This window comes from Phaeobacter sp. CECT 5382 (assembly GCF_001457775.1).
Lineage (GTDB): Bacteria > Pseudomonadota > Alphaproteobacteria > Rhodobacterales > Rhodobacteraceae > Pseudophaeobacter.
In genome coordinates this window covers 47,628-70,485 of record NZ_CYSG01000002.1, presented here as the reverse complement: position 1 = coordinate 70,485, position 22,858 = coordinate 47,628, and the positions used below count along the sequence as shown (strand labels likewise).

Genomic DNA, 22,858 nt, shown 5'->3' with positions numbered 1-22,858 from the left:
TTTCACGTGAAACATTCAAGTTTTGATGTCGTTGTGATTGGCGGCGGGCACGCCGGCACAGAAGCTGCACATGCTGCAGCACGCATGGGTGTACGTACCGCATTGGTCACTCTATCCCGAAATGGAATCGGGGTGATGTCTTGCAATCCAGCAATTGGTGGATTGGGAAAAGGACACCTTGTCAGAGAAATTGATGCCATGGATGGGGTCATGGGCAAGATTGCTGATCTCGCGGGAATTCAGTTTCGCCTGTTGAACCGTCGAAAGGGACCGGCTGTCCAGGGGCCCAGAGCACAATCTGATCGCACTATATACCAGCAGGAAATGCTTTCGGTTACCGAAGCGCAAGCCAACCTTCAAATAGTCGAAGGCGAGGCGACTGACTTTTTGATGGAAAGCGGCCGTGTCTGCGGTGTGGTACTGGCTGATGGCAGCGAGATACCAAGCCGAACTGTAATATTGACATCGGGAACCTTCCTACGTGGGATCATCCATATCGGAGATGTTTCCAAACCTGGTGGACGAATGGGGGACAAGCCCTCTGTCAAATTGGCAGAACGTCTCGACAGTTTTGAACTTCCGTTGGGAAGATTGAAAACGGGAACGCCACCACGGCTCGACGGTAGAACGATCAATTGGGACATACTCGAAGGTCAGCCAGGGGATGACGATCCGACTTTCTTTTCTTTTATGACCAAGCGTCTACATGCAAAGCAAGTGGTGTGTGGGATCACACATACCAATGAAAAAACCCACGACATAATCCGGGACAACCTTTCTAGATCTGCAATGTATGGTGGCCACATCGAAGGGATAGGCCCACGCTACTGTCCTTCCATCGAAGATAAGATTGTTCGATTTGCGGAAAAGGCATCTCATCAGATCTTCTTGGAGCCTGAAGGTGCCAATGATCATACGGTCTATCCCAATGGAATTTCCACCAGCCTGCCGGTAGAAGTTCAAAAGGACTACGTACGGTCAATTGTCGGTCTGGAGCTGGCCGAGATCCTTCAACCTGGCTATGCGATTGAGTATGACTATGTGGATCCTCGAGCTCTTACTCTTGAATTATCGCTCAAGGATGTTCCAGGATTGTATTTGGCCGGACAGATCAATGGAACAACCGGGTATGAAGAAGCCGCTGCGCAGGGGCTTGTCGCAGGTCTTAACGCCGCCAGACGGTGTCTGAATGAGGAACCGGTGATCTTTGGGCGCTCGAACAGCTATATTGGTGTCATGGTGGATGATTTGACCACTAACGGTGTTTCCGAACCATATCGCATGTTCACATCCCGCGCCGAGTTCAGGCTGTCGCTTCGTGCAGATAACGCAGACCAGCGACTTACACCTCTTGCAGAGAAAATTGGGTGCATTTCCGATGAACGACGGAAAGTGTTTTCCAAAAAAATGGAGAGTCTCCAAGCGACACGGGAAATCTTGGAAGGTTCAATCTTTACGCCAAAACAAATTGTTGAGGCTGGGATCTATGTCAACCAAGATGGAAATAAGCGAACTGGGTATGAAGTCCTGGCATTCCCAGATGTTCATTTTGATGATCTTCAGCCTTTGATTCCCGAGTGTTCCGGAGTGGATCTGGAGATAAAGCGGCAGTTGGAGCGGGATGCTCTCTACGTTCACTATATTGCAAGGCAGGAAAAAGAAATCTCTGCTATGAAGCGGGACGAAGGATATACCATTCCAGAAGATTTCGACTATCACTCCATTGAAGGATTGTCGTCTGAACTACGGATCAAATTGTCAGAGTCGCGCCCTGAAACACTGGCAAAGGCGGCTCGTATTAACGGTATGACGCCAGCTGGATTGGCTTTGGTCCTTGCTCGGCTTCGACGCATTCGGAGTAAACAGGAAAAATCGGGATGATGCAGAATAAAATCCTAGACGAGATGAATGTTTCACGTGAAACATTGGATCGACTGTATGAATTTGAAAATATTCTACTCAAATGGAATCCAAAAATTAACCTGGTTTCAAAGAATAGCTTGGAACAGCTTTGGTCGAGGCACATTATCGATTCGGTCCAGGTCTTCAATTGTGTAGCCACGCCTGGTCCTTCCTGGGTCGATATCGGCAGTGGTGGAGGGTTTCCAGGAATTGTTATCGCCATACTTGCCGCTGAATTTTCACCAGAAACATCAGTAACACTTATCGAAAGTGATCAGCGTAAGTCCGCGTTTTTGCGTTCTGCAGCCCGTGAATGTGGAGTTTCTGTCTCAGTAATCGCAGACCGAATTGAAAAAGTTGCGCCGCAAAGGGCTTCGATACTTTCCGCAAGAGCATTGGCTGATCTGACAACGCTTCTGGGATTCGCCGAAGGGCATTTGGCTGAAACTGGCACCGCACTGTTTCCGAAAGGGCAAAGTTGGAAAAAAGAGGTGGATATCGCAAGGCAGCAATGGCGATTCGAAGTTGAACCGATTACAAGTTTAACTGAACCTGATGCTGTTATTTTGAAGATAGATGGAGTGGCTCGTGTCTGATTTATCCCGCCCCGAGGGGCCTCGTATCATCGCCGTAGCGAACCAAAAAGGTGGGGTAGGGAAGACGACAACGACAATCAATTTGGCAGCGGCATTGGTTGAAACCGGGTTGCGGGTCTTGGTTGTTGATCTCGACCCACAGGGGAATGCCTCTACTGGTTTGGGAATCGAAGCCGCTGACCGAGATTTAACGACCTATGACCTCCTGGTTGATGATGCGCCTTTGAATGAGGTCATTCGTAGTACAGAGATCGAAGATCTCTGCATCATCCCTGCGACAGTGGATTTGAGTTCAGCTGATATCGAACTTTTTGCCAATGAGAAACGGAGCTATCTGCTGCACGACGCTCTACGTCAAACGGCAATGGACGATTATGATTGGGATTATGTTCTTATTGATTGCCCTCCGTCGTTGAACCTTTTGACGGTGAACGCCATGGTCGCGGCGCATTCTGTACTCATCCCGTTGCAAAGTGAATTTTTCGCGCTGGAAGGGGTGTCACAATTGATGTTGACCATTCGTGAGGTCCGGCAGGCGGCAAATCCAGCCCTGAGAATCGAAGGGATCGTGCTGACAATGTATGATCGTCGCAATAACCTTTCTCAGCAGGTCGAGCAGGACGCTCGGGATAATCTTGGAGACCTTGTGTTTGAAACCAAAATACCGCGAAATGTTCGAGTGAGCGAAGCGCCTTCTTACGCGTTGCCTGTATTGAACTACGACGGAAATTCTCTGGGCGCGCAGGCCTATCGGGCTTTGGCTGTGGAACTCTTGGCAAATCATCATAAAATTGCGGCCTGATAGCGGAGCGAGAAAATGAGCGAAAAGAAACACAAACCTCGTGGCCTGGGACGCGGCCTTTCGGCATTGATGGCGGATGTGAACCCGGAACCGGTCAGTACCGAAGTCCAAGCACCACGAAATGCGGAAACTCTTGTTCCGATTGAAAAGGTTATCGCAAACCCGGATCAGCCAAGGCGGCAATTCTTGCAGGAAGATCTGGATGATCTGACTGCGTCGATCAAGGAAAAAGGCGTTCTGCAGCCGCTGATTGTTCGTCCTCGTCCCGAAGGAATGTATGAAATTGTAGCGGGTGAACGTCGGTGGCGGGCAGCCCAGGCGGCACAGCTACACGAAGTTCCGGTCCTGATTCGAGATTATTCGGATTTGGAGATGATGGAAGTTGCCATCATCGAGAACATTCAACGCTCTGATCTGAACGCAATGGAAGAAGCACTTAGCTATAAGCAGCTGATGGAACGTTTTGGTCACACGCAAGAAAAGATGGCCGAAGCTTTGGGGAAAAGCCGTAGCCATATTGCGAACCTTGTTCGTTTGCTGAACCTGCCAGAGGACGTGCGCATTCTTGTAAATGACCGAAAACTATCTGCGGGTCATGCACGGGCTTTGATCACATCTGACAACGCTTCTGATCTGGCACAGAAGATCGTCAAAGGTGGGTTGTCCGTGCGGGCGACTGAGGCTTTGGTGAAAAAAGATGCGGCAGGTCTGCAGAGTGCTGCACCGAGAAGACCACGTGCCGCGGCTGAAAAGGACGCAGATACAAAGGCTTTGGAAGGGGATCTCTCGGCTATGTTGCGGATGAAGATCTCAATTGATCACAAGGTCGGCGGAGAATCCGGTTCCATCACTATCAGCTATGAAACGCTGGATCAGTTGGATGAGATCTGCAACATCTTGAGCCGTTGATCAGCTTCCAGGGCGGGTCCAAATAAAGGTCAGGACTACTGTCAAAACCACGGCTTGAATGATCAGGACATGCGTGGGGGCAGACAGAATTAGCGACAATAGAAATACGGCGGCGATCGATACGGTTGCCGCCTTTTTTGCAGCTGGTCGAATGGCCCCGCGTTCATTCCAGTCAAGGATCATTGGACCAAATGTTTGGTGACTGATCAGCCAATTGTGCATCCGTTCTGATGAATTGGCGAAGAAAAACGTTGCCAGTAATAGAAAGGGAACCGTGGGCAACAGGGGCAGGATAACGCCAATGAGGGCCAACCCAAGTGCAAGCAGTCCCAGCGCGGCGTAGAGAATTCTCATGGCGGTCTTTCCTGTCCAATTGGGTTAATCGACCAGCAGTTCTCGCAAAATGGCGTTCAGTACGGGTCGGCCCTTATCCGTGGTGCAGAGCCTCTGATCCGAGATAGTCACCATGCCAAGATTGACAAGATCTTCAAGCGGTTGCGTAGGTAGTTCCGTTCCGGAAAGTCCAGTATACCTTGCGATATCCATACCTTCTGTCAGGCGCATGGACATCATCATATATTCAATAGCCATGTCTTTAAGGGGCAGCTGATCAGATAGTGATTGACCAGACCCATTGGCGACGGCCTTCAGCCAGGCACCCGGAGCGCGATGGGTTTCGGTGGCATAGCGTTTGCCGTCAATCGTCACACGACCATGGGCCCCGGGTCCAATTCCGACATAGTCGCCATAGCGCCAGTAGATTTGATTGTGACGGGATTCTTCACCTGGACGGGCATGGTTCGAGATCTCATAGGCTGGCATGCCATGCGCTCCGCAGATGTCTTGTGTCGCCTGATACATGTCTGCGGCGGTATCATCGGTTGGCAAATCACGAAGCTTGCCGCGGGCATAGCGATCCCCAAAGGCGGTGCCTTCTTCGATGGTCAGCTGGTAAAGCGAGAGGTGATCAATCGCCATGTTCAGCGCCTGTTTGAGCTCTGTCTGCCAGTGTTTTAGATCCTGACCTTGGCGCGCGTAGATCAGATCAAAACTGACCCGGTCAAAACAGTTGCGGGCTATATCGAATGCAGCGCGGGCCTCGGCAACCGAATGAATGCGGCCAAGTCGACGCAGATCCTCGTCGTTAAGGGCCTGAATGCCCATCGAGATCCGATTGACGCCAGCGTCTCGATACCCTGCGAAACGCCCGGCCTCGACAGAGCCTGGATTGGCTTCAAGAGTGATCTCTATGTCATTGGCAAAGGGCCAGATTTCACGTGCGCCCTCGATCACTGCGGCAACAGTTTCCGGTAACATCAAAGACGGCGTGCCACCGCCAAAGAAAATGGAGTTTAAGACTCTGCCAGTTAGCGGTTTAGAGACACGTTTGAGTTCACTCAAATAGGCTCTAACCCAGGCGTTTTGGTCAATATTTGCCGTGACGTGACTGTTGAAGTCGCAATAGGGGCATTTGGCCTGACAGAAAGGCCAATGCACATATAGGCCAAAGCCACCATGCCGCCAATCATCCACCGAAACAGCCTTTGACAAAGGCGGCAACAGCTTTGCCGCGATGGCTTATCTTGTGCTTTTCTTCTGGCGCCATTTCAGCGCAGGTCAGACTGTGGCCTTCAGGCATGAACATTGGATCATAGCCAAATCCATGGGCACCGCGAATGGGCCAGACAAGTTCGCCGGGCATCACGCCTTCGAATACTTCATCATGACCATCGGGCCAGGCCAGAACCAGTGTGCAGCGAAACTGCGCGGAGCGCGGGTTTGGCGCGTTGATTGCATCAAGTTCAGAATTGGCGCGGGTCATGGCCATCATGAAATCGCGGCCATTTCCGGTCTCAGCCCAGTCGGCGGTGTAGACACCGGGGGCCCCATTCAAAGCATCGATGGTAATGCCGCTGTCATCTGACAGGGCAGGGAGTCCCGTTGCCTTGGCGGCGGCATGCGCTTTGATCCGGGCATTTCCGACGAATGTGTCCTCGGTTTCTTCGGGTTCTGGCAGCTCCAGTTCCGCAGCCCCCACAACCTCCACGCCAAAGGGCTTGAGGAGATGTGTCATCTCCTCAAGCTTGCCTTTGTTATGGGTTGCGATCAGCAGCCTGCTGCCGACGAATTTACGGCTCATGCGCAGGCGGCCTTTTGCATTGCAGCGAGCTCTGCGGTGCCCTGTTCGGCCAAGTCCATCAGCTGGTTCATTTGATCGCGCGAAAAGATGGAGCCTTCGGCGGACATCTGAACTTCGATAAGCTTGCCTGAGCCGGCCATGATGAAGTTGCCGTCAACGCCCGCTTCGGAATCTTCGGGATAGTCCAGATCCAGCACGGGCTGGCCGGCATAGATACCGCAGGAAATCGCCGAGACAGGATCCATCAGTGGATCAATTTTGACGTCGCCAACTTTCATCAGCTTGTTCACGGCCAAACGCAGGGCGACCCAGCCGCCGGTAATTGCGGCACAGCGGGTGCCGCCATCGGCCTGCAGAACATCACAATCGATGGTGATCTGACGCTCACCCAGGGCCACGCGATCCACGCCGGCCCGCAGGGCGCGACCGATCAGGCGTTGAATTTCGACTGTACGACCACCTTGTTTGCCGGCTGCGGCTTCGCGACGCATGCGGGTGTTAGTGGCGCGGGGCAGCATGCCGTATTCAGCGGTGACCCAGCCCAAGCCGGATCCTTTGATGAAGGGGGGAACCCGCTCTTCGAGGGTGGCAGTGCACAGCACATGGGTTTCACCCATTTTGATCAGGCAGGAGCCCTCGGCGTGTTTGGTGAAACCGGTCTCGATTGAGACGGAGCGCATTTCGTTCAGATTTCGTCCAGAGGGTCGCATAGGGTATCCTTTTTTTGCTGATCATCCGATAGCCGCCGGCGTTGCGGGGATGCAAGCATGATTGACCTTTTATCCCACCGCTCTTTAATGGCAACTTAGAGCTGGGGCTTCCTCGTTGTAAAATGGTATCGCAAAAATCGCCGATGACTGACGCCAAAGAAATTCTGAGTGATATGAACGACCGCTCGCGCGAGGTATTCCGCACGGTCGTCGAAAGCTATCTTGAAAGTGGCGAGCCGGTTGGCAGCCGCACCCTGACGCGGAGCTTGAGCGAAAAGGTCAGTGCCGCAACCGTGCGCAATGTCATGCAGGATCTGGAGTATCTCGGCCTGCTCGACAGTCCACATGTCAGTGCCGGGCGCATTCCCACACAGATGGGCTTGCGGATGTTTGTTGATGGTTTGCTGGAGGTCGAAGACCTGAAAGCGCCGGATCGTGAAAAGATCGATGCGACCCTTGGTAAGAATGCCGGTGATGTAGGTGGCATGTTGGATCGCGTTGGGGCTGCGCTCTCCGGGGTGACACAGGGGGCGTCTTTGGTTCTGACGCCAAAACGAGAGGCGGAGATCCGCCATATCGAATTCGTCTCTCTGGCGCAGGATCGGGCACTGGTGGTTTTGGTGTTCTCTGACGGTCGGGTGGAAAACCGGCTGTTTAGCCCGCCGCCGGGGCAGACGCCCAGCTCGATGCGCGAGGCGGCGAATTTCCTAAATGCACTGATCGAGGGGCGTACGCTGAGTGGCCTGCGGTGCGATATGCAAAAAGAGATTGATGCCCGCCGACAAGAGATCGATGTGCTGGCGCAGGATATGATCGAAAGCGGTTTGGCAGCCTGGGAGGATGACGACAGCGAAAAGGCGCGTCTGATTGTGCGCGGCCGGGCGAATCTGATCGGAGAGGCCGGTGTCCCAGAGGAGCTGGACCTCATTCGCAACCTGTTTGATGACCTGGAGCGCAAGCAGGACATCGCAGAATTCCTCGAACTCACCGAAGACGGAGAGGGTGTACGCATTTTTATCGGTTCCGAGAACAAACTTTTCTCACTTTCGGGTTCCTCTTTGGTGGTGTCTCCCTATATGAACTCTGATCGAAAGATCATTGGCGCGGTCGGGGTGATAGGCCCGACTCGTCTGAATTACGGACGGATTGTGCCGATTGTGGATTACACGGCGCAACTGGTTGGGAAGTTGCTTTCCGACCGGAGTTAGAGGTGAAAAATGGCAGAGCCCAGAAACGACGATTTTTTGGACGATATCGCAAATGTCGAAGCGGAAGAGCTAGCAGCGGAGATGGCTGAAATGGACGATGCTGCGATTGAAGTTGATGAGCTGCGGGCTGAGCGCGACGAGTATAAAGACCGCTTTATGCGCGCGCTGGCAGACGCTGAGAATTCCCGCAAACGCGGTGACAAGGCGCGCCGTGAGGCCGAGCAATATGGTGGCTCAAAACTGGCGCGTGACATGCTGCCGGTTTTTGACAATTTGAAGCGCGCGGTCGAGGCCGCGACGGATGAGCAGAAAGAAGTTGCCTCTGCTCTGATCGAAGGTGTCGAATTGACCATGCGTGCGCTTGTCGGCGTGTTTGAAAAGCACGGCGTGCGGATCGTGTCTCCACAGGTTGGTGACCGATTTGATCCCCAGGTGCATGAGGCAATGTTTGAAGCTCCAGTACCGGGAACCAAAGCTGGCGATATCATCCAGGTTTCAGCCGAAGGCTTTATGCTGCATGATCGTCTGTTGCGCCCCGCACAGGTGGGTGTGTCCTCGACGCCAGCTGGCTGATCCTGGATCCGGCGTTCCGCTAGAAACCTGACAGAATGTAAAAAGGCGGCCCTCAGAAATGAGGGGCCGCCTTTTTTACTCTTCCATCACCCGAAATCAGGCACCCACAATCAGGACCGGGCTGCGTCTTTCAGCTGGTATAGTTTTTCAAGTGCTTCACGTGGAGACAGCTCATCCGGATGAATACCGCCAAGCAGCTCCTCAACCGGCGAAGGGCCGACACTGGGTTTTGGTTGCGGCGGTGGAGCAGCAGCAAATAGCGGTAGATCATCGATCCGGATTTTGGCGCCAGCACCCTCGCGACTGCCCTGTTCAAGAATATCCAGCACATCGCGGGCGCGGGCTACGACGCTGGCGGGCAGGCCAGCCAGCTGCGCGACTTGGACCCCGTATGATCTGTCTGCAGCGCCCTTTTTGACCTCATGCAGGAAGATTACTTCGCCTTCCCATTCTTTCACTGAGACAGTGGCGTTTTCGACACCTGAGAGTTTGTTCGAGAGCTGTGTAAGTTCATGGTAGTGAGTGGCAAACAGGGCCCGCGACTGGTTGACCTCGTGCAGATGTTCCAGTGTGGCCCAGGCGATGGACAGACCGTCATAAGTGGCGGTGCCACGACCGATTTCATCCAAAATGACCAGGGCGCGGTCGTCCGCCTGGTTCAGGATTGCGGCTGTTTCCACCATTTCCACCCTGAATGTGGATCGACCACGCGCCAGATCATCGGAGGCGCCAACCCGGCTGAACAGCTGACTGACGATGCCGATATGGGCGGTTTCAGCCGGAACATAGCTGCCCATTTGTGCCAAAAGGGCAATCAAGGCGTTCTGGCGCAGGAAGGTCGATTTACCGGCCATGTTGGGACCGGTGAGCAGCCAGATGGCAGCTCCGCCTGTTTTTCCATCTGGCGCCGTAAGATCGCAGTCATTGGCTACAAATGTATCACCGCTTTGCTGGCGCAGAGCGCGTTCCACCACTGGGTGGCGTCCGCCCTCGATGTGAAAGGCACGGCTGTTATCGACCTTTGGTCGGGCCCAGTTTTCACCCCGGGCAAGATCAGCCAATGCGCTCAGAAGATCGAGTTCTGCGAGACCTCGTGCAGCCCCGTTCAGGCGGGCGGCGCATTCCATAATTGCGCTTGAAAGGGCGGAATAGAGCCGCTTTTCGATCTCTAGAGCGCGGTTTCCGGAATTCAGAATGCGGGTTTCGATCTCGCTGAGTTCAACGGTGGTGAATCGCACCTGATTTGCGGTGGTCTGACGGTGGATGTAGCTCTCAGACAGGGGCGGAGAGAGCATTTTGTCCGCATGGGTTGCGGTGGTTTCGATGAAATAACCCAGCACGTTGTTGTGCTTGATCTTCAGAGAGGTGATGCCGGTGTGGTCGGCATATTTCTGTTGCATCCCCGCGATGACAGAGCGGCCTTCGTCGCGCAGGGTGCGGGCTTCGTCCAGTTCTTCATCATAGCCGCTGGCGATAAATCCACCATCGCGGGCCAGCAGTGGTGGCTCGGCAACCAAGGCGCTGTCCAGCAAATCGAGCAAGGCGTCAAACCCTGTCAGATCTGAGCTGGCAGAAGCCATCAGGGGGGGCAGATCTTCGTCCGCATTGCGGGCAGCGATTGCATCGGCCTGTTCCAACCCATTGCGAATGGCGGCCAGATCCCGGGGGCCACCACGATCAAGGGCGAGCCGTGACAGGGCACGGTCCAGATCCGGTGTCTTGCGCAGGGCGCTGCGCAGCTCTTCGCAGAGCTGGTCGTGTTCCACGGTGAAATCAAGCGCTGCGAGGCGAGCGTTGATGACATCCAGATTGCGCGACGGACTGGAGAGGCGCTGTTCCAGCAATCGCGCACCACCAGGGGTGACGGTGCGATCTACCACCGACAACAGCGATCCGGCGCGACCACCAGACAGGGATCGGGTGAGTTCCAGACTGGCGCGGGTGGAGGCATCGATTTGCACCACGCGATCCTCGGATTCCTGCACCGGATGCTGCAGCAGCGGCAGTTTGCCCTTTTGGGTGATCTCGAGATAGTCGATCAAGGCACCCATGGCCGAGACCTCGGCGCGGCTGAAGGTGCCAAACCCGTCCAATGCACCTACGCCAAACAGGTCGCAGATCCGTTTTTCGGCCGCAGTGCTGTCGAAACTTGCCTTGCCCAGCGGGGTCAGCGAAATCTTGTATTCATCAGCCAGCGAGGCGGTTGTGTCATAAGCGGAGCCCTCGGCGACGATCAGCTCTGATGGGGCCAGGCGTGCCAATTCCGGTGACAGGCGCACGCGGGTCAGGGGCATGACGTGAAATGCGCCAGTGGATATATCGGCCCAGGCCAGGGCGGACTGATCGCGCAGCTCTGCATAGGAGACCAGAAAATTGTGCCGCCGCGCTTCGAGCAGCGAATCCTCGGTCAGGGTTCCTGGTGTAACCAGGCGCACGACGTCACGTTTGACCACCGATTTGGAGCCGCGTTTCTTGGCTTCGGCAGGCGTTTCGAGCTGTTCTCCGACGGCGACGCGAAAACCTTTGCGGATCAGCGTCAGCAGATAGCCCTCGGCAGCATGAAAGGGCACGCCACACATGGGGATGTCTTCGCCATTGTGTTTGCCGCGTTTGGTCAGCGAAATATCCAGCGCCTCTGCCGCGTTAACAGCATCCTCAAAGAACATCTCGTAGAAATCGCCCATCCGATAAAAAAGCAGGGCGTCTGGATGCGCCGCTTTGATTTCGAGGTATTGCGCCATCATGGGCGTTACTGTCATGCCTGCTCCCCCGGTCGTCGGTGCATGACATTTACAGTGGGGGGCAGCGAAGGAAAACCCGTATATGCCGGGGCTGCGAGATCATGCAGCCCCGGCGGGAACTCAGGAGATAGAGAGCAGTGTCTGCGGCGATGCATTTGCAATCGACAGAGAGAGGGTTCCCAGTTGTTCCTGGACATTGAGCGCCGTGAGGCGCGCCGAGGCTTCTTCCATTTGGGTATCGCGAATATTGCTGATGCCCATTTGTACGGTGTCTGACAGTTTACCGATAAAATCGTTCTGATCAGAGATCTGGCTGGCTGCCGCGCCCATAGCTGCGGCACCTTCTATGGCGTAGCGCAAGAACCCCTCGATTTCCCCAAGGGCGGCTATGGCGGAGCTGCTATCGGTGATTGGGGTTCGGTTTTCGATATCAAAATTCGGACTACCTTCGAAATTGAGGCTGTCGATGGAGATTGTAGAGACACCCCCTGCAGCAGATCCCTGCCGGGTAAGAGATTCGGAAACCGTCAATGCAGATGCACCGTTGCCGTCAATGTCGGTATTGAGGAGATTGACGCCGTTGAACTGGGACGCAGAGATCACCGAATTCAGCTGTTCAGTCTTGTGGGCCAGCTGAGTTTCGATGGTCGCGAAATCGGCATTTCCAGCTGTGGCAGTGATTGCGAGCTCTTTCATTTCGACCAGAATGTCACTGGCGCGCTCAGCGCCGATAGCTGCAACAGCAACTGTTGCTTCATCCAGCGACAAAGAGTCCGAAATGGCGCTATAGCCGCTTAGGTCACTTTGCATCATTTGTGAGATTGCCCAGACGGCCGCATTGTCCTGGGCTGACGCGATTTTCTGGCCGGTGGCAATGTCGTTCTGAACGTCTTCTCTGGCGTCAACGGTGCCACCCAGCATTTGCAATGCAGTCATTGCACCTGAGTTGGAATTGATACTCGTCATATTTTATTTTCCTTATGATCAAAGCACTTAGCCAAGGAAAATGCATCAATAACGGATGCGGAGATATAACGCCGTTCTGACGAGGACACTTGGCACAAGATTGCCGAGCCATTTTAAGCCCGGGTTTACCTGTTAAGTCTTGCGCAATGATTGCAGCGTCCGAGTGTCTGAAACAAGGCGCCAATAGGGCGAAAACTTTGAGATTTAATGCGCATTTTAGGCAAAACCCCTGCGGGAAAATCTTTCCAGCCCGGATTGAGAGGTGCGCGAGGCTGAGATATGACTGGGCGCGACAATGAGAGGACATTGAAACCCCATGCCCAAAGCAAAGATCACCGACGAAGAGGCGCTGGCCTTTCACCTGGACCCAACCCCCGGCAAATGGGAGATCAATGCTACCGTCCCGATGACGACGCAGCGGGATCTGTCGCTGGCCTATTCCCCTGGTGTTGCGGTGCCCTGCGAGGCGATCGCGGCCAACCCCGAAACCGCCTATGATTATACCAACAAGGGCAACCTTGTTGCGGTGATCTCCAATGGTACTGCGGTTCTGGGTCTGGGCAATCTTGGCGCACTGGGATCGAAACCGGTGATGGAAGGGAAATCAGTTCTCTTCAAACGCTTCGCCGATGTGAACTCGATCGATATTGAGCTCGACACCGAAGACCCGGACAAGTTCATCGAAGCCGTGCGTCTGATGGGGCCGACATTCGGCGGCATCAACCTCGAAGATATCAAGGCGCCGGAGTGTTTCATCATTGAGCAGAAGCTCAAGGAAGAGATGGATATCCCGGTCTTTCACGATGACCAGCACGGCACGGCGGTGATCTGTGCTGCCGGTTTGATCAATGCGCTGCATATTTCGGGCAAAAAGATCGAAGATGTGCGCATTGTGCTGAACGGGGCAGGGGCCGCCGGCATCGCCTGTATTGAGCTGCTCAAACGCATGGGCGCGCGGCATGAAAACTGCATCGTCTGTGATACCAAGGGTGTGATCTACCAAGGTCGCACCGAGGGCATGAACCAGTGGAAATCGGCCCATGCCATCACCACTGAGCTGCGCACCTTGGAAGAGGCGATGGATGGCGCCGATGTTTTCCTTGGTGTGTCGGTCAAAGGGGCCGTGACGCAGGATATGGTCGCCAAGATGGCCGACAATCCGGTGATTTTTGCTATGGCAAACCCGGATCCGGAAATCACCCCGGAAGAGGCGCATGAGGTCCGCGTCGACGCGATCGTCGCGACGGGCCGGTCGGATTATCCCAATCAGGTCAACAACGTGCTGGGCTTTCCCTATCTCTTCCGTGGGGCGCTGGACATCCATGCCCGCGCCATCAATGACGAGATGAAAATCGCCTGCGCCCATGCTTTGGCCGCCCTGGCACGCGAAGATGTGCCGGATGAGGTGGCGCTGGCCTATGGCAAATCGCTGACCTTTGGTCGTGACTATATCATCCCGACGCCCTTTGATCCGCGCCTGATCCACCGCATCCCACCTGCGGTTGCCAAGGCGGGCATGGACACGGGTGCTGCGCGCCGACCAATCATCGATATGGAAGCCTATGAGGTTGGCCTCAAGGGTCGGATGGATCCGACCGCCTCGATCCTGCGCGGTCTGAATGCGCGGGCGCGCTCGGCTCAAAGCCGGATGATCTTTGCCGAAGGCGATGATCCTCGGGTGCTGCGCGCGGCCGTCAACTATCAGCGTTCAGGCTTTGGCAAGGCGCTGGTCGTGGGCCGGGCTGAGGACGCCAAGCAAAAGCTGGAGGCCGCAGGTCTGGGCGATGCCGTGCGCGAATTGGAGATCGTCAATGCGGCCAACACCACGCATTTCGATGTCTATAAGGACTTCCTGTATAAACGCCTGCAGCGCAAAGGCTTTGATCGCAAAGATGTCCACCGTTTGGTTGGTCGCGATCGCCATGTCTTTTCTGCACTGATGCTGGCCCATGGCCATGGCGATGGGTTGGTCACAGGGGCCACACGTAAATCGGCCCATGTTCTGGACCAGATCAACCATGTCTTTGATGCGGATCGTGACCACGGTGCGGCTGGCGTGACAGCGCTGTTGCACAAGGGACGCATCGTGCTGATCGGTGACACTTTGGTGCATGAATGGCCGGACGAGAATGATCTTGCCACAATCGCAGAACGTGCCGCAGGCGTCGCCCGCCATATGGGTCTGGATCCACGGGTGGCCTTTGTCAGTTTCTCGACCTTTGGTTATCCCGTGTCGGAACGCGCCGAAAAGATGCATCTCGCACCGGCCGTGCTGGACAAACGCGGCGTGGATTTCGAATACGAGGGTGAGATGACCGTCGATGTGGCACTGAATGCCGCCGCACAGGAGGCTTATCCTTTCCAGCGTCTGACCGGTCCGGCAAACATCCTGATCGTGCCGGCGCGCCACTCTGCCTCGATCTCGGTCAAGCTGATGCAGGAAATGGGGGGCGCCACGGTTGTGGGGCCAATCCTTTCGGGCGTCGATAAGCCGATCCAGATCTGCTCGACGACTTCGACCGCCAATGATGTTCTGAACATGGCCGTTCTGGCGGCCTGCAACATCGGGTAGGCATCATGGCGATTTGGAATCTGGGATCAATCAATGCGGATATGGTCTACAGCATGCCGCATCTGCCTGTCGCTGGCGAAACGCTGGCGGCAACTGGATTGGACCAGTTCCTGGGCGGCAAGGGGGCCAATATGTCGGTCGCCGCCGCCCGCGCGGGATCCGTCGTGCACCATATTGGCGCCGTCGGTCCCGAAGGTGGTTGGGCGGTGCAGCGTTTGATGGAATATGGCGTCGATACCCGTCGCATTGCATCAGTTGATGTGCCTACGGGCCATGCCATTATCGCGGTTGATGAAGCAGGGGAAAACCAGATCATTCTGTTCCCCGGTGCCAATCGCAGCATCACCCAAGACCAGATCGGACTGGCGCTGTCGCAGGCCAGCGCTGGTGATATTCTGGTTTTGCAGAACGAAACCAACCTGCAGGCCGAAGCCGCAAAAATGGCCCGCGATCTGGGGCTACGCGTAGCCTATGCGGCCGCGCCCTTTGATGCGGCAGCGGTGCAGGCGGTTTTGCCCTTTCTTGACCTTTTGTTCCTGAACGAGGTCGAGGCCGAGCAATTGCAAGCCGCGACAGGCAAGTCACCGCAGGCGCTGGGCGTGGACCATGTGATTGTGACCCTCGGGGCGAAAGGCGCGCGCCATTTTGACCGGCACAGCGGCGAGGTTCGCGACATTCCGGCCTTACCGGTAACACCCGTAGATACCACCGGGGCAGGGGATACCTTCACCGGTTATGTTCTGTCGGGTCTGGATCGTGGCTTGCCGATGGCCCAAGCCATGGCGCAGGCGGCACGCGCTGGTGCCTTGATGGTCATGCGTCACGGCACCGCCGATGTGATTCCGGATCTCAAGGAAGTACAGGACGCGCGGTTCTGACCCGACTCACCCTGTTTTTGCGAAAGCAGTTCTTGATCCGCTGCGATCAGTGCCCCTTGGCAAAGGGCGCTGCGCTCCCCCAAAGCTGCGCTACACGCGCATCGCGGCCACAGGCCTCGCGGTAGCGTTTATAGGCAGACGCCTGCCGTTTCGGGCCAAAGCGGGTGAAGACCAGCTTGGTGCCTTTGTAGTAATCTTGATGGTAGTCTTCGGCGTGGTAAAAGGTTTTCGCATCCAGAACTGGGGTGATGATTTTTTGCCCCAGATCGGCCTGAGCTTGCTTGATCGCCTGTATCGCCAAGGTCTTTTCATCCGCGTTAGAGACGAATATCGCCGTACGATAGGTTTCACCACGATCACAGAATTGCCCCCCAGCATCGGTCGGATCAACTGACCGCAAGAACATGTTCAACAGTTTCGTGCGGCTGACGCGGACGGGGTCAAAGGTGATTTCGACAGCCTCGTAATGGCCGGTGCCACCCTTGCCGACATCGCCGTAGGTGGGGTTCTTTGTGCTGCCACCAGTGTATCCAGAAATGGCCCCAATCACGCCGGGGACAGATTCAAAATCGCTTTCAACACACCAGAAACATCCGCCAGCCACTGTCAGCGTTTCTGTTGATTGCGCTTCGGCTTCGTGGCCGCGCAGAACCAGAGCAAGCCCCATGCACAGGGTCAGGACGATGGGTTTCAGGGTCGCGAGAATCTTCATGATGGCCTCCGTTTTGAGCACCCTGCCGGGCCGGGGCATTCGGCTCAAGGGACTGACATCAAATGTCACGTGGAGGTGAGCGCAAGTTACCGCTTGGAAATTGGATCCTATCCTTCTAGCGTGCGGCGCAAGGAGAACACCATGACCGAAAAAATGAGCACCCACCAGGCGACGGAAGATCAGCGCAATGAAGAGATCCTGATCTATCTCAACGGCAAAATTGTCCCCAAGGCTGCGGCCACGGTGAGCGTTTATGACAGTGGTTTCATGCTGGGGGACGGTGTCTGGGAAGGGCTGCGGCTGTATAACGGCACCTGGGCCTTTATCGACGCACATCTGGACCGTCTGTTCGAGGCTGCAAAAGCCATTGATCTGGATATCGGGCTTGATCGGGAAGGCGTAAAAAACGCTGTATTAGAGACACAAAAGGCCAATGGCATGACCACCGATGCCCATGCCCGACTGATGGTGACACGCGGTCCAAAAACCCGCCCCTTCCAGCATCCGTCGTTGTCGCAGCAGGGGCCGACCATGGTGATCATCATGGAACATTCCAAACCCAATCTGCCGCGTCCCATTCGGTTGGCGACGGTTCCGCATCTGCGCGGGCTGCCGATGACGCAGGATCCAAAACTGAACTCTCATTCCAAACTCAACTGCATCCTCGCCTGTATCGCGGCCGAAAAGGCCGGTGCGGATGAGGGTCTGATGCTGGATGTGAATGGTTTTGTGAACACCACCAATGCCTGCAATTTCTTCATTGTGCGCAAAGGCGCGGTTTGGACCTCGACCGGGGACTACTGCATGAACGGCATCACCCGCCAAAAGGTGATCGACCTGTGCCGCGCCAATGACATCCCGGTGTTTGAGCGCAATTATTCACTGGTCGACACCTATGGCGCGGATGAGGCGTTTTTGACCGGCACATTTGGGGCACAGACTCCGGTGGGTGATATTGATGGGCGGCAGATCGGCACCGGCGAGATGGGGCCTGTCACAGAACGCATACGCGCACTCTACAAGGACATGATCGAAGCGGAGTGCGCCTGATGCGGGTTGCCATGTGGTCCGGGCCACGCAACCTGTCGACGGCGATGATGTATGCCTTTGGCAACCGAGGCGACTGTGCCGTGGTGGACGAGCCTTTTTATGCCGCCTACCTGGCAATGACGGGGTTGGAGCATCCAATGCGCGAGGAAATCCTGGAAAGCCAGTCCCAGGATCCTAATGTGGTGGCTGATGCTTTGCTGGGGCCTGTCCCCGCGGCAAAACCCTATTTTTATCAGAAACATATGACGCAGCATATGATCGACGGTGTGCCACGTGACTGGATGCGCGAAGTGACCAATGTGTTTCTGATCCGCCATCCGGCCCGGGTGATTGCCTCTTATGCGGCCAAGCGCGAAAATCCGACACTGGATGACATTGGGTTTCGCCAGCAGGCGGAGCTGTTTGATCTGTGCCGTAGCTGGGGACAGATCCCTGTGGTGGTGGATAGCCACGACATTCGCGACGACCCTGAAGCCAAGCTGGAGCAGCTTTGCGATGCGATTGGCCTGCCGCCGTCGCCCAAAATGCTGACCTGGCCTAAAGGAGGACATCCCGACGATGGGGTCTGGGCTTCAGTTTGGTATGGCGCGGTGTGGAACTCAACCGGTTTTGCCGGTCCCGAAGGTGCATTGCCGGAGGTGTCCGATAGTCTGCGCCCTGTATTGGACGCAGCAATGCCCTACTATGAAGTAATGAAGGCACAGAAGATCTGAGGTTTCACCTTAGCCGATCAGTTTGCCCAGTTTCATGGCCGTTCCCATATCGCCCGAGATCTTCAGCTTCCCCATCATCACGCCGGTCATCGGGTTCAGTTTGCCGGTGAGCAGTTTCACCAGATTGTCCTGCGACAGGGCAATGGTGCAATCGGTGTCACGATCCTGGGTCGTTGCCCCACCATCGGCTAGAATGATGACGCCATCGTCGCCGCAGTCGAACTTCAGAGACCCGTCAAAGCTTTTGCCCTGCAAGCCGTCGGAAATACCCTTTGCAATGTCTTCAAGTGCCATCGGTGCGCTCCCCTGGGTTTTGCGTAGAATTTTGCGCGAAGGGGTAGGCATGTCGGCGACAGCTGGCAAGCATGACGAGAGGGAAAGGAAGGAGGTCAGCTGTGAAAATCCGCAGGAATAGGCTCTGGTATTGAGCCTATTGCATGGAATTTAGGTGATTGCCTGACTGGTCACATCGCAGGGCATCGCGCCATAAAAGGTCGCGAGTACTTCGGCAAATACATCCGGGGCACCGGGAACGGCGGCAAACAATGTCATCGATGAACATAGTTTCTTGGCATCTGTTGCGCCAAGAATGACAGCGGCATCCTGTCCCTGATGGGTCAGCATCAGCGCGCTGACTTCAACCAGACGGGCGCGCAGCACCTCGTGGGCAAGATAGGCCGTGGCCTCAGAAAGGTCTTCGATGCCGTAAAGCTGTGCCATATGCGACTTGCCCAGCTCTGCCAGTTGCGGAAAGACGAACCACATCCAGTGGCTCGTCTTCTTTCCGGCTTTGAGCTCGGCCAGGACATCCGACCAAACGGTGTCCTGGGCCTCAACAAACATCTCCAGCTCTTCTTCGAAATCGTCCTCGAAATCGCCGTCTATGTCGTCAAACTCGCTCATTTTTTCAACCGACGCTCGCGGGCGGCTAGCAGTTTCAGACGCAGCGCATTGAGCTGGATAAAGCCCGCCGCATCGGTTTGATCATAAGCACCTGCATCTTCTTCGAAGGTCACGTGGGCCTCGGAATAGAGCGTGTGATCCGACCAGCGGCCAACACAAGTGGCGGACCCTTTGTAGAGCTTCAGACGAACCGTGCCGGTGACATGGGTCTGGCTGGCGTCGATGGCGGCCTGCAGCATTTCGCGCTCGGGCGAGTACCAAAAACCGTTGTAGATCAGTTCAGCATATTTTGGCATCAGCTCATCTTTGAGGTGCATCGCACCACGGTCCATGGTGATGCTTTCGATCCCACGGTGCGCTTCGAGCAGCAGGGTGCCGCCGGGGGTCTCGTAGATGCCGCGCGACTTCATGCCGACAAAACGGCCCTCAACCAGATCAAGACGGCCACAGCCGTGTTTGCCGCCGTATTCATTCAGCTTGGTGAGGATGGTCGCGGGCGACATGGCTTCGCCATTGATCGAGACCGCATCGCCCTTTTCAAAGCCGATTTCGATGAACTCGGGCTCGTTCGGGGCATCTTCTGGGTTTACTGTTCGTTGATAGACGTAGTCGGGTGCCTCAACAGCAGGGTCTTCCAGTACTTTGCCTTCGGACGATGTATGCAGCAGGTTGGCATCGACCGAGAATGGTGCCTCGCCGCGCTTGTCCTTGGCAACTGGGATCTGGTTCTGTTCAGCAAACTCCAGCAGACGGGTACGGGAGGTCAGATCCCATTCCCGCCAGGGCGCGATCACCTTGATGTCGGGGTTCAGCGCATAGGCTGCGAGTTCAAAACGAACCTGGTCGTTACCCTTGCCCGTTGCACCATGTGCAACAGCGTCAGCACCGGTGGCTTCGGCGATCTCAACAAGACGTTTGGAGATCAGCGGACGCGCAATCGAGGTACCCAGCAGGTAGAGACCCTCATAAACCGCATTGGCGCGGAACATCGGGAAGACAAAGTCGCGTACGAACTCTTCGCGCACGTCTTCGATGTAGATGTTTTCCGGTTTGATGCCGAGCATCTCTGCCTTTTGACGGGCGGGCTCCAGCTCTTCACCCTGGCCGAGATCGGCGGTGAACGTAATAACTTCGCAGCCATATTCGGTCTGCAGCCATTTCAGGATGATGGAGGTATCAAGGCCACCGGAATAGGCCAGCACAACTTTCTTGGGCGCGGACATGGAATTTCCTCTCAGTCAGATCGATTGGGCGATACCGGGTTTCAGACGCGAGGGCAAGGTTTGGCAGGGTTTTCATTGCATCAGTGCTCGCCTAACGTGCTGAAAATTTGATCTCTGTATTCAAGGAGCATGGTCGGGTGACAGGCTGGAAGATTTTTTCGCATTCGGTGTTTTTGCTGAACCACAACTTGAAGGATGCCATTCGCATTTCATCGCCACTGATCGTGACCATGATTTTGAGTCTGGTGATTGGGGGGGCAATTACCGTCGACAACCTCGAAAGTGGTGCGACGGCCAATGAACCACTGTCAGTTCTTTTGCAGATTCTGACCGGGGTTGCCGGGCTTTGGGTTGCCGTTGCCTGGCATCGGTTCGTCTTGCTGGAAGAACACGGTGGCAGCCTTCCGACATTCCATGGTCGCCGCATGCTGTCCTACTTTTTTGTGATTCTACTTTTGACGGTCATGCTGGCCTTGGTTGCCGGAGGGGCGGGGGCACTTGCCGGTATTGTTTTCGGAGTGGCCACGCCATTGTTTGCGGTTGCGGTCTTTGTTGTCCTTGTTGCTGTTTTGTGGGCTTTTTACCGCTTGTCCCCGATGTTGCCGGCCGCAGCCCTCGGCAGGCCGCTTGGGCCAGCACAGGCTTGGGCTGAAACTACAGAATTGTCCGGTGCAATTCTGGTCACCGGCCTGTCACTGATCGTTGTCAGTCTCTTTTGTGCTGCTGTGGCGGCGCTCATCATGTTCCAGGTCAGCATATTGATCGGCGTGATCCTGTTCGGTGTCTTGCAGTGGGCTTATACCATGGTGGGGATCAGCATTCTGACCACTATTTATGGCATTGCGATCGAAGGTCGTGATATCTGAAATCACGGGCAATTTGGTATTCTTATGTATGCTTTGACCTCGCCCTCTTGCCTTGGGGCCGGGCTTGAGTCACTCACTATGAGATGAGCGATCCAGACACCCCTTTTAAAACAGCCGCCCGCGCCGCCGAAGCGGCGATGCGCGATGTGTTTCCCGCAACGCCCTTGCAGCGCAATGTGCACCTGTCAGAGCGGTTCGAGGCCGATATCTACCTGAAACGTGAAGATCTGAGCCCGGTGCGGTCTTACAAGATCCGTGGCGCATTCAATGCCATGCGCAAACAGCCGGATCAGCAGCTGTTTGTCTGCGCCTCGGCGGGCAATCACGCGCAGGGCGTCGCATTCATGTGCAAACACATGGGCGTCAAAGGCGTGATCTTTATGCCGGTGACAACACCGCAGCAAAAGATCCAGAAAACCCGGATCTTTGGGGGCGATAATGTCGAGATCCATCTGGTTGGTGACTATTTCGACGATACGCTGACAGCGGCGCAGGACTGGTGCGCGCGCGAAGGCGGGCATTTCCTGTCTCCTTTTGATGATGCGGACGTGATCGAGGGGCAAAGTTCCATCGCGGTTGAAATCGAAGCCCAACTGGGACGGCTGCCGGATCATGTCATCCTACCGGTGGGCGGTGGCGGTATGTCGGCGGGGGTGACCAGCTGGTTTGGCGACAGGGTTCACAGCCTATATGTTGAGCCCGCAGGTGGTGCCTGCCTGCGCGCGGCACTCAAAGCCGGGCGGCCGGTTTCACTGGATGCGGTGGATACCTTTGTCGATGGCGCAGCGGTTGGCCGTCTGGGAGCGCGCCCATTTGAACTTTTGAAACATGTACCGCTGCCGGATGTGATGGCACTGTCCGAAGACCGTGTTTGTACTACCATGGTCGAGATGCTGAATGTCGAGGGAATCGTGTTGGAGCCGGCCGGTGCACTGTCGGTCGAGGCGCTGGGCGATGTACGATCCTGGATTCGCGGTAAGACGGTTGTTTGCGTCACCTCGGGCGGAAATTTCGATTTTGAGCGCCTGCCAGAGGTAAAGGAACGCGCGCAGCGATATTCCGGCATAAAAAAATATTTTTTATTGCGGCTGCCACAGCGTCCTGGCGCCCTGAAGGAGTTCTTGAACATCCTGGGGCCAGAAGACGATATCGCACGGTTTGAATACCTGAAAAAGTCGGCGCGCAATTTTGGTTCCGTGCTCATCGGTATAGAAACCAAGAGGCCAGAAAATTTCGCTGATCTGTTTGCCCGTCTGGAGGCTGCGGGCATGTCCTATACGGATATCACCAATGATGAAACCTTGGCGCAGTTTTTGATCTAGAGAAGTCTATGCATGTCGAGACAAGGATGGATCTCGGGCGCAAAAGCGTTTCGATCAATGCCCGTCGCATTG

At 55.5% G+C, this 22,858-nt stretch carries 22 protein-coding genes; 12 read left to right on the top strand and 10 right to left on the bottom strand.

Annotated elements, in window-relative coordinates; all coding sequences use genetic code 11:
- Positions 1-6 precede the first annotated feature (6 nt).
- The 4 genes from mnmG to PH5382_RS02235 are packed head-to-tail and all read left to right on the top strand — an operon-like array spanning position 7 to position 4,209.
- Complete coding sequence (gene mnmG, locus PH5382_RS02250) at positions 7-1,881, top strand: tRNA uridine-5-carboxymethylaminomethyl(34) synthesis enzyme MnmG (protein ID WP_058332994.1); 1,875 nt, start codon at positions 7-9, stop codon at positions 1,879-1,881.
- Positions 1,878-2,498 carry a 16S rRNA (guanine(527)-N(7))-methyltransferase RsmG gene (gene rsmG, locus PH5382_RS02245; protein WP_058332732.1) on the top strand — a complete coding sequence of 207 codons (621 nt, stop codon included), beginning with the start codon at positions 1,878-1,880 and terminating at the stop codon, positions 2,496-2,498. The genes mnmG and rsmG overlap by 4 nt, the downstream gene beginning before the upstream one ends.
- Complete coding sequence (locus PH5382_RS02240) at positions 2,491-3,300, top strand: ParA family protein (protein WP_058332993.1); 810 nt, start codon at positions 2,491-2,493, stop codon at positions 3,298-3,300. Before rsmG ends, PH5382_RS02240 begins: the two co-directional genes overlap by 8 nt.
- A gap of 15 nt (positions 3,301-3,315) precedes the next feature.
- Positions 3,316-4,209 carry a ParB/RepB/Spo0J family partition protein gene (locus PH5382_RS02235; protein WP_058332731.1) on the top strand — a complete coding sequence of 298 codons (894 nt, stop codon included), beginning with the start codon at positions 3,316-3,318 and terminating at the stop codon, positions 4,207-4,209.
- Here PH5382_RS02235 and PH5382_RS02230 read toward each other — a convergent pair whose 3' ends face one another.
- From PH5382_RS02230 to rph, 4 genes are read right to left on the bottom strand one after another with little or no spacing between them, the layout of a single operon-like run.
- Complete coding sequence (locus PH5382_RS02230) at positions 4,210-4,563, bottom strand: YbaN family protein (RefSeq protein WP_058332730.1); 354 nt, start codon at positions 4,561-4,563, stop codon at positions 4,210-4,212.
- 24 nt (positions 4,564-4,587) lie between these two features.
- A complete protein-coding gene (gene hemW / locus PH5382_RS02225; RefSeq protein ID WP_058332729.1) occupies positions 4,588-5,742 on the bottom strand; it encodes a radical SAM family heme chaperone HemW in 1,155 nt (384 codons plus the stop codon).
- Positions 5,735-6,349, bottom strand: coding sequence for an RdgB/HAM1 family non-canonical purine NTP pyrophosphatase (rdgB, locus tag PH5382_RS02220; RefSeq protein WP_058332728.1), 615 nt, complete (start codon positions 6,347-6,349; stop codon positions 5,735-5,737). Before rdgB ends, hemW begins: the two co-directional genes overlap by 8 nt.
- The gene (gene rph, locus PH5382_RS02215) at positions 6,346-7,059 is read right to left on the bottom strand and encodes a ribonuclease PH (RefSeq protein WP_058332727.1); all 714 of its coding nucleotides are present in this window, start codon (positions 7,057-7,059) and stop codon (positions 6,346-6,348) included. The genes rdgB and rph overlap by 4 nt, the downstream gene beginning before the upstream one ends.
- A 143-nt stretch (positions 7,060-7,202) precedes the next feature.
- Here rph and hrcA point away from each other — a divergent pair, with 143 nt between their 5' ends.
- On the top strand, positions 7,203-8,267 hold the full coding sequence (gene hrcA, locus PH5382_RS02210; protein WP_058332992.1) for a heat-inducible transcriptional repressor HrcA: 1,065 nt from the start codon (positions 7,203-7,205) through the stop codon (positions 8,265-8,267).
- A gap of 9 nt (positions 8,268-8,276) precedes the next feature.
- Positions 8,277-8,840 (top strand): nucleotide exchange factor GrpE, encoded by a 564-nt coding sequence (locus tag PH5382_RS02205; protein WP_058332726.1) that lies wholly within the window; start codon positions 8,277-8,279, stop codon positions 8,838-8,840.
- Positions 8,841-8,950: 110 nt separating this feature from the next.
- On the opposite strand, the gene mutS is transcribed toward PH5382_RS02205, so the two are convergent.
- Together mutS and PH5382_RS02195 are read right to left on the bottom strand one after the other, a co-directional pair.
- Positions 8,951-11,599 (bottom strand): DNA mismatch repair protein MutS, encoded by a 2,649-nt coding sequence (gene mutS / locus PH5382_RS02200; RefSeq protein WP_058332725.1) that lies wholly within the window; start codon positions 11,597-11,599, stop codon positions 8,951-8,953.
- 102 nt (positions 11,600-11,701) lie between these two features.
- On the bottom strand, positions 11,702-12,547 hold the full coding sequence (locus tag PH5382_RS02195) for a flagellin N-terminal helical domain-containing protein (RefSeq protein WP_058332724.1): 846 nt from the start codon (positions 12,545-12,547) through the stop codon (positions 11,702-11,704).
- A 316-nt stretch (positions 12,548-12,863) separates the two neighbouring features.
- Here PH5382_RS02195 and PH5382_RS02190 point away from each other — a divergent pair, with 316 nt between their 5' ends.
- Entirely contained in the window at positions 12,864-15,119 is a 2,256-nt protein-coding gene (locus PH5382_RS02190) for an NADP-dependent malic enzyme (RefSeq protein WP_058332723.1), read from the top strand.
- 5 nt (positions 15,120-15,124) lie between these two features.
- Complete coding sequence (locus PH5382_RS02185) at positions 15,125-15,997, top strand: ribokinase (protein ID WP_058332722.1); 873 nt, start codon at positions 15,125-15,127, stop codon at positions 15,995-15,997.
- Between the two features lie 46 nt (positions 15,998-16,043).
- On the opposite strand, the gene msrA is transcribed toward PH5382_RS02185, so the two are convergent.
- On the bottom strand, positions 16,044-16,709 hold the full coding sequence (msrA, locus tag PH5382_RS02180; RefSeq protein ID WP_058332991.1) for a peptide-methionine (S)-S-oxide reductase MsrA: 666 nt from the start codon (positions 16,707-16,709) through the stop codon (positions 16,044-16,046).
- Positions 16,710-16,850: 141 nt separating this feature from the next.
- On the opposite strand from msrA, the gene PH5382_RS02175 reads away from it, so the two are divergent.
- Together PH5382_RS02175 and PH5382_RS02170 are read left to right on the top strand one after the other, a co-directional pair.
- Positions 16,851-17,759, top strand: a complete 909-nt coding sequence (locus PH5382_RS02175) for a D-amino acid aminotransferase (RefSeq protein ID WP_058332721.1) — start codon at positions 16,851-16,853, stop codon at positions 17,757-17,759.
- The gene (locus PH5382_RS02170; RefSeq protein WP_058332720.1) at positions 17,759-18,472 is read left to right on the top strand and encodes a sulfotransferase-like domain-containing protein; all 714 of its coding nucleotides are present in this window, start codon (positions 17,759-17,761) and stop codon (positions 18,470-18,472) included. Before PH5382_RS02175 ends, PH5382_RS02170 begins: the two co-directional genes overlap by 1 nt.
- Positions 18,473-18,481: 9 nt before the next feature.
- Here PH5382_RS02170 and PH5382_RS02165 read toward each other — a convergent pair whose 3' ends face one another.
- The 3 genes from PH5382_RS02165 to PH5382_RS02155 form a co-directional block, all read right to left on the bottom strand.
- A complete protein-coding gene (locus tag PH5382_RS02165) occupies positions 18,482-18,766 on the bottom strand; it encodes an SCP2 sterol-binding domain-containing protein (RefSeq protein ID WP_058332719.1) in 285 nt (94 codons plus the stop codon).
- 150 nt (positions 18,767-18,916) lie between these two features.
- Positions 18,917-19,375 carry a DUF1810 domain-containing protein gene (locus PH5382_RS02160; RefSeq protein ID WP_058332718.1) on the bottom strand — a complete coding sequence of 153 codons (459 nt, stop codon included), beginning with the start codon at positions 19,373-19,375 and terminating at the stop codon, positions 18,917-18,919.
- Complete coding sequence (locus tag PH5382_RS02155) at positions 19,372-20,598, bottom strand: argininosuccinate synthase (RefSeq protein ID WP_058332717.1); 1,227 nt, start codon at positions 20,596-20,598, stop codon at positions 19,372-19,374. Before PH5382_RS02155 ends, PH5382_RS02160 begins: the two co-directional genes overlap by 4 nt.
- A gap of 188 nt (positions 20,599-20,786) precedes the next feature.
- Between PH5382_RS02155 and PH5382_RS02150 the strand changes: the two genes are divergently transcribed.
- Positions 20,787-21,464, top strand: coding sequence for a hypothetical protein (locus tag PH5382_RS02150; protein WP_231751773.1), 678 nt, complete (start codon positions 20,787-20,789; stop codon positions 21,462-21,464).
- A gap of 83 nt (positions 21,465-21,547) precedes the next feature.
- A complete protein-coding gene (gene ilvA / locus PH5382_RS02145; protein WP_058332715.1) occupies positions 21,548-22,786 on the top strand; it encodes a threonine ammonia-lyase IlvA in 1,239 nt (412 codons plus the stop codon).
- Positions 22,787-22,858 lie beyond the last annotated feature (72 nt).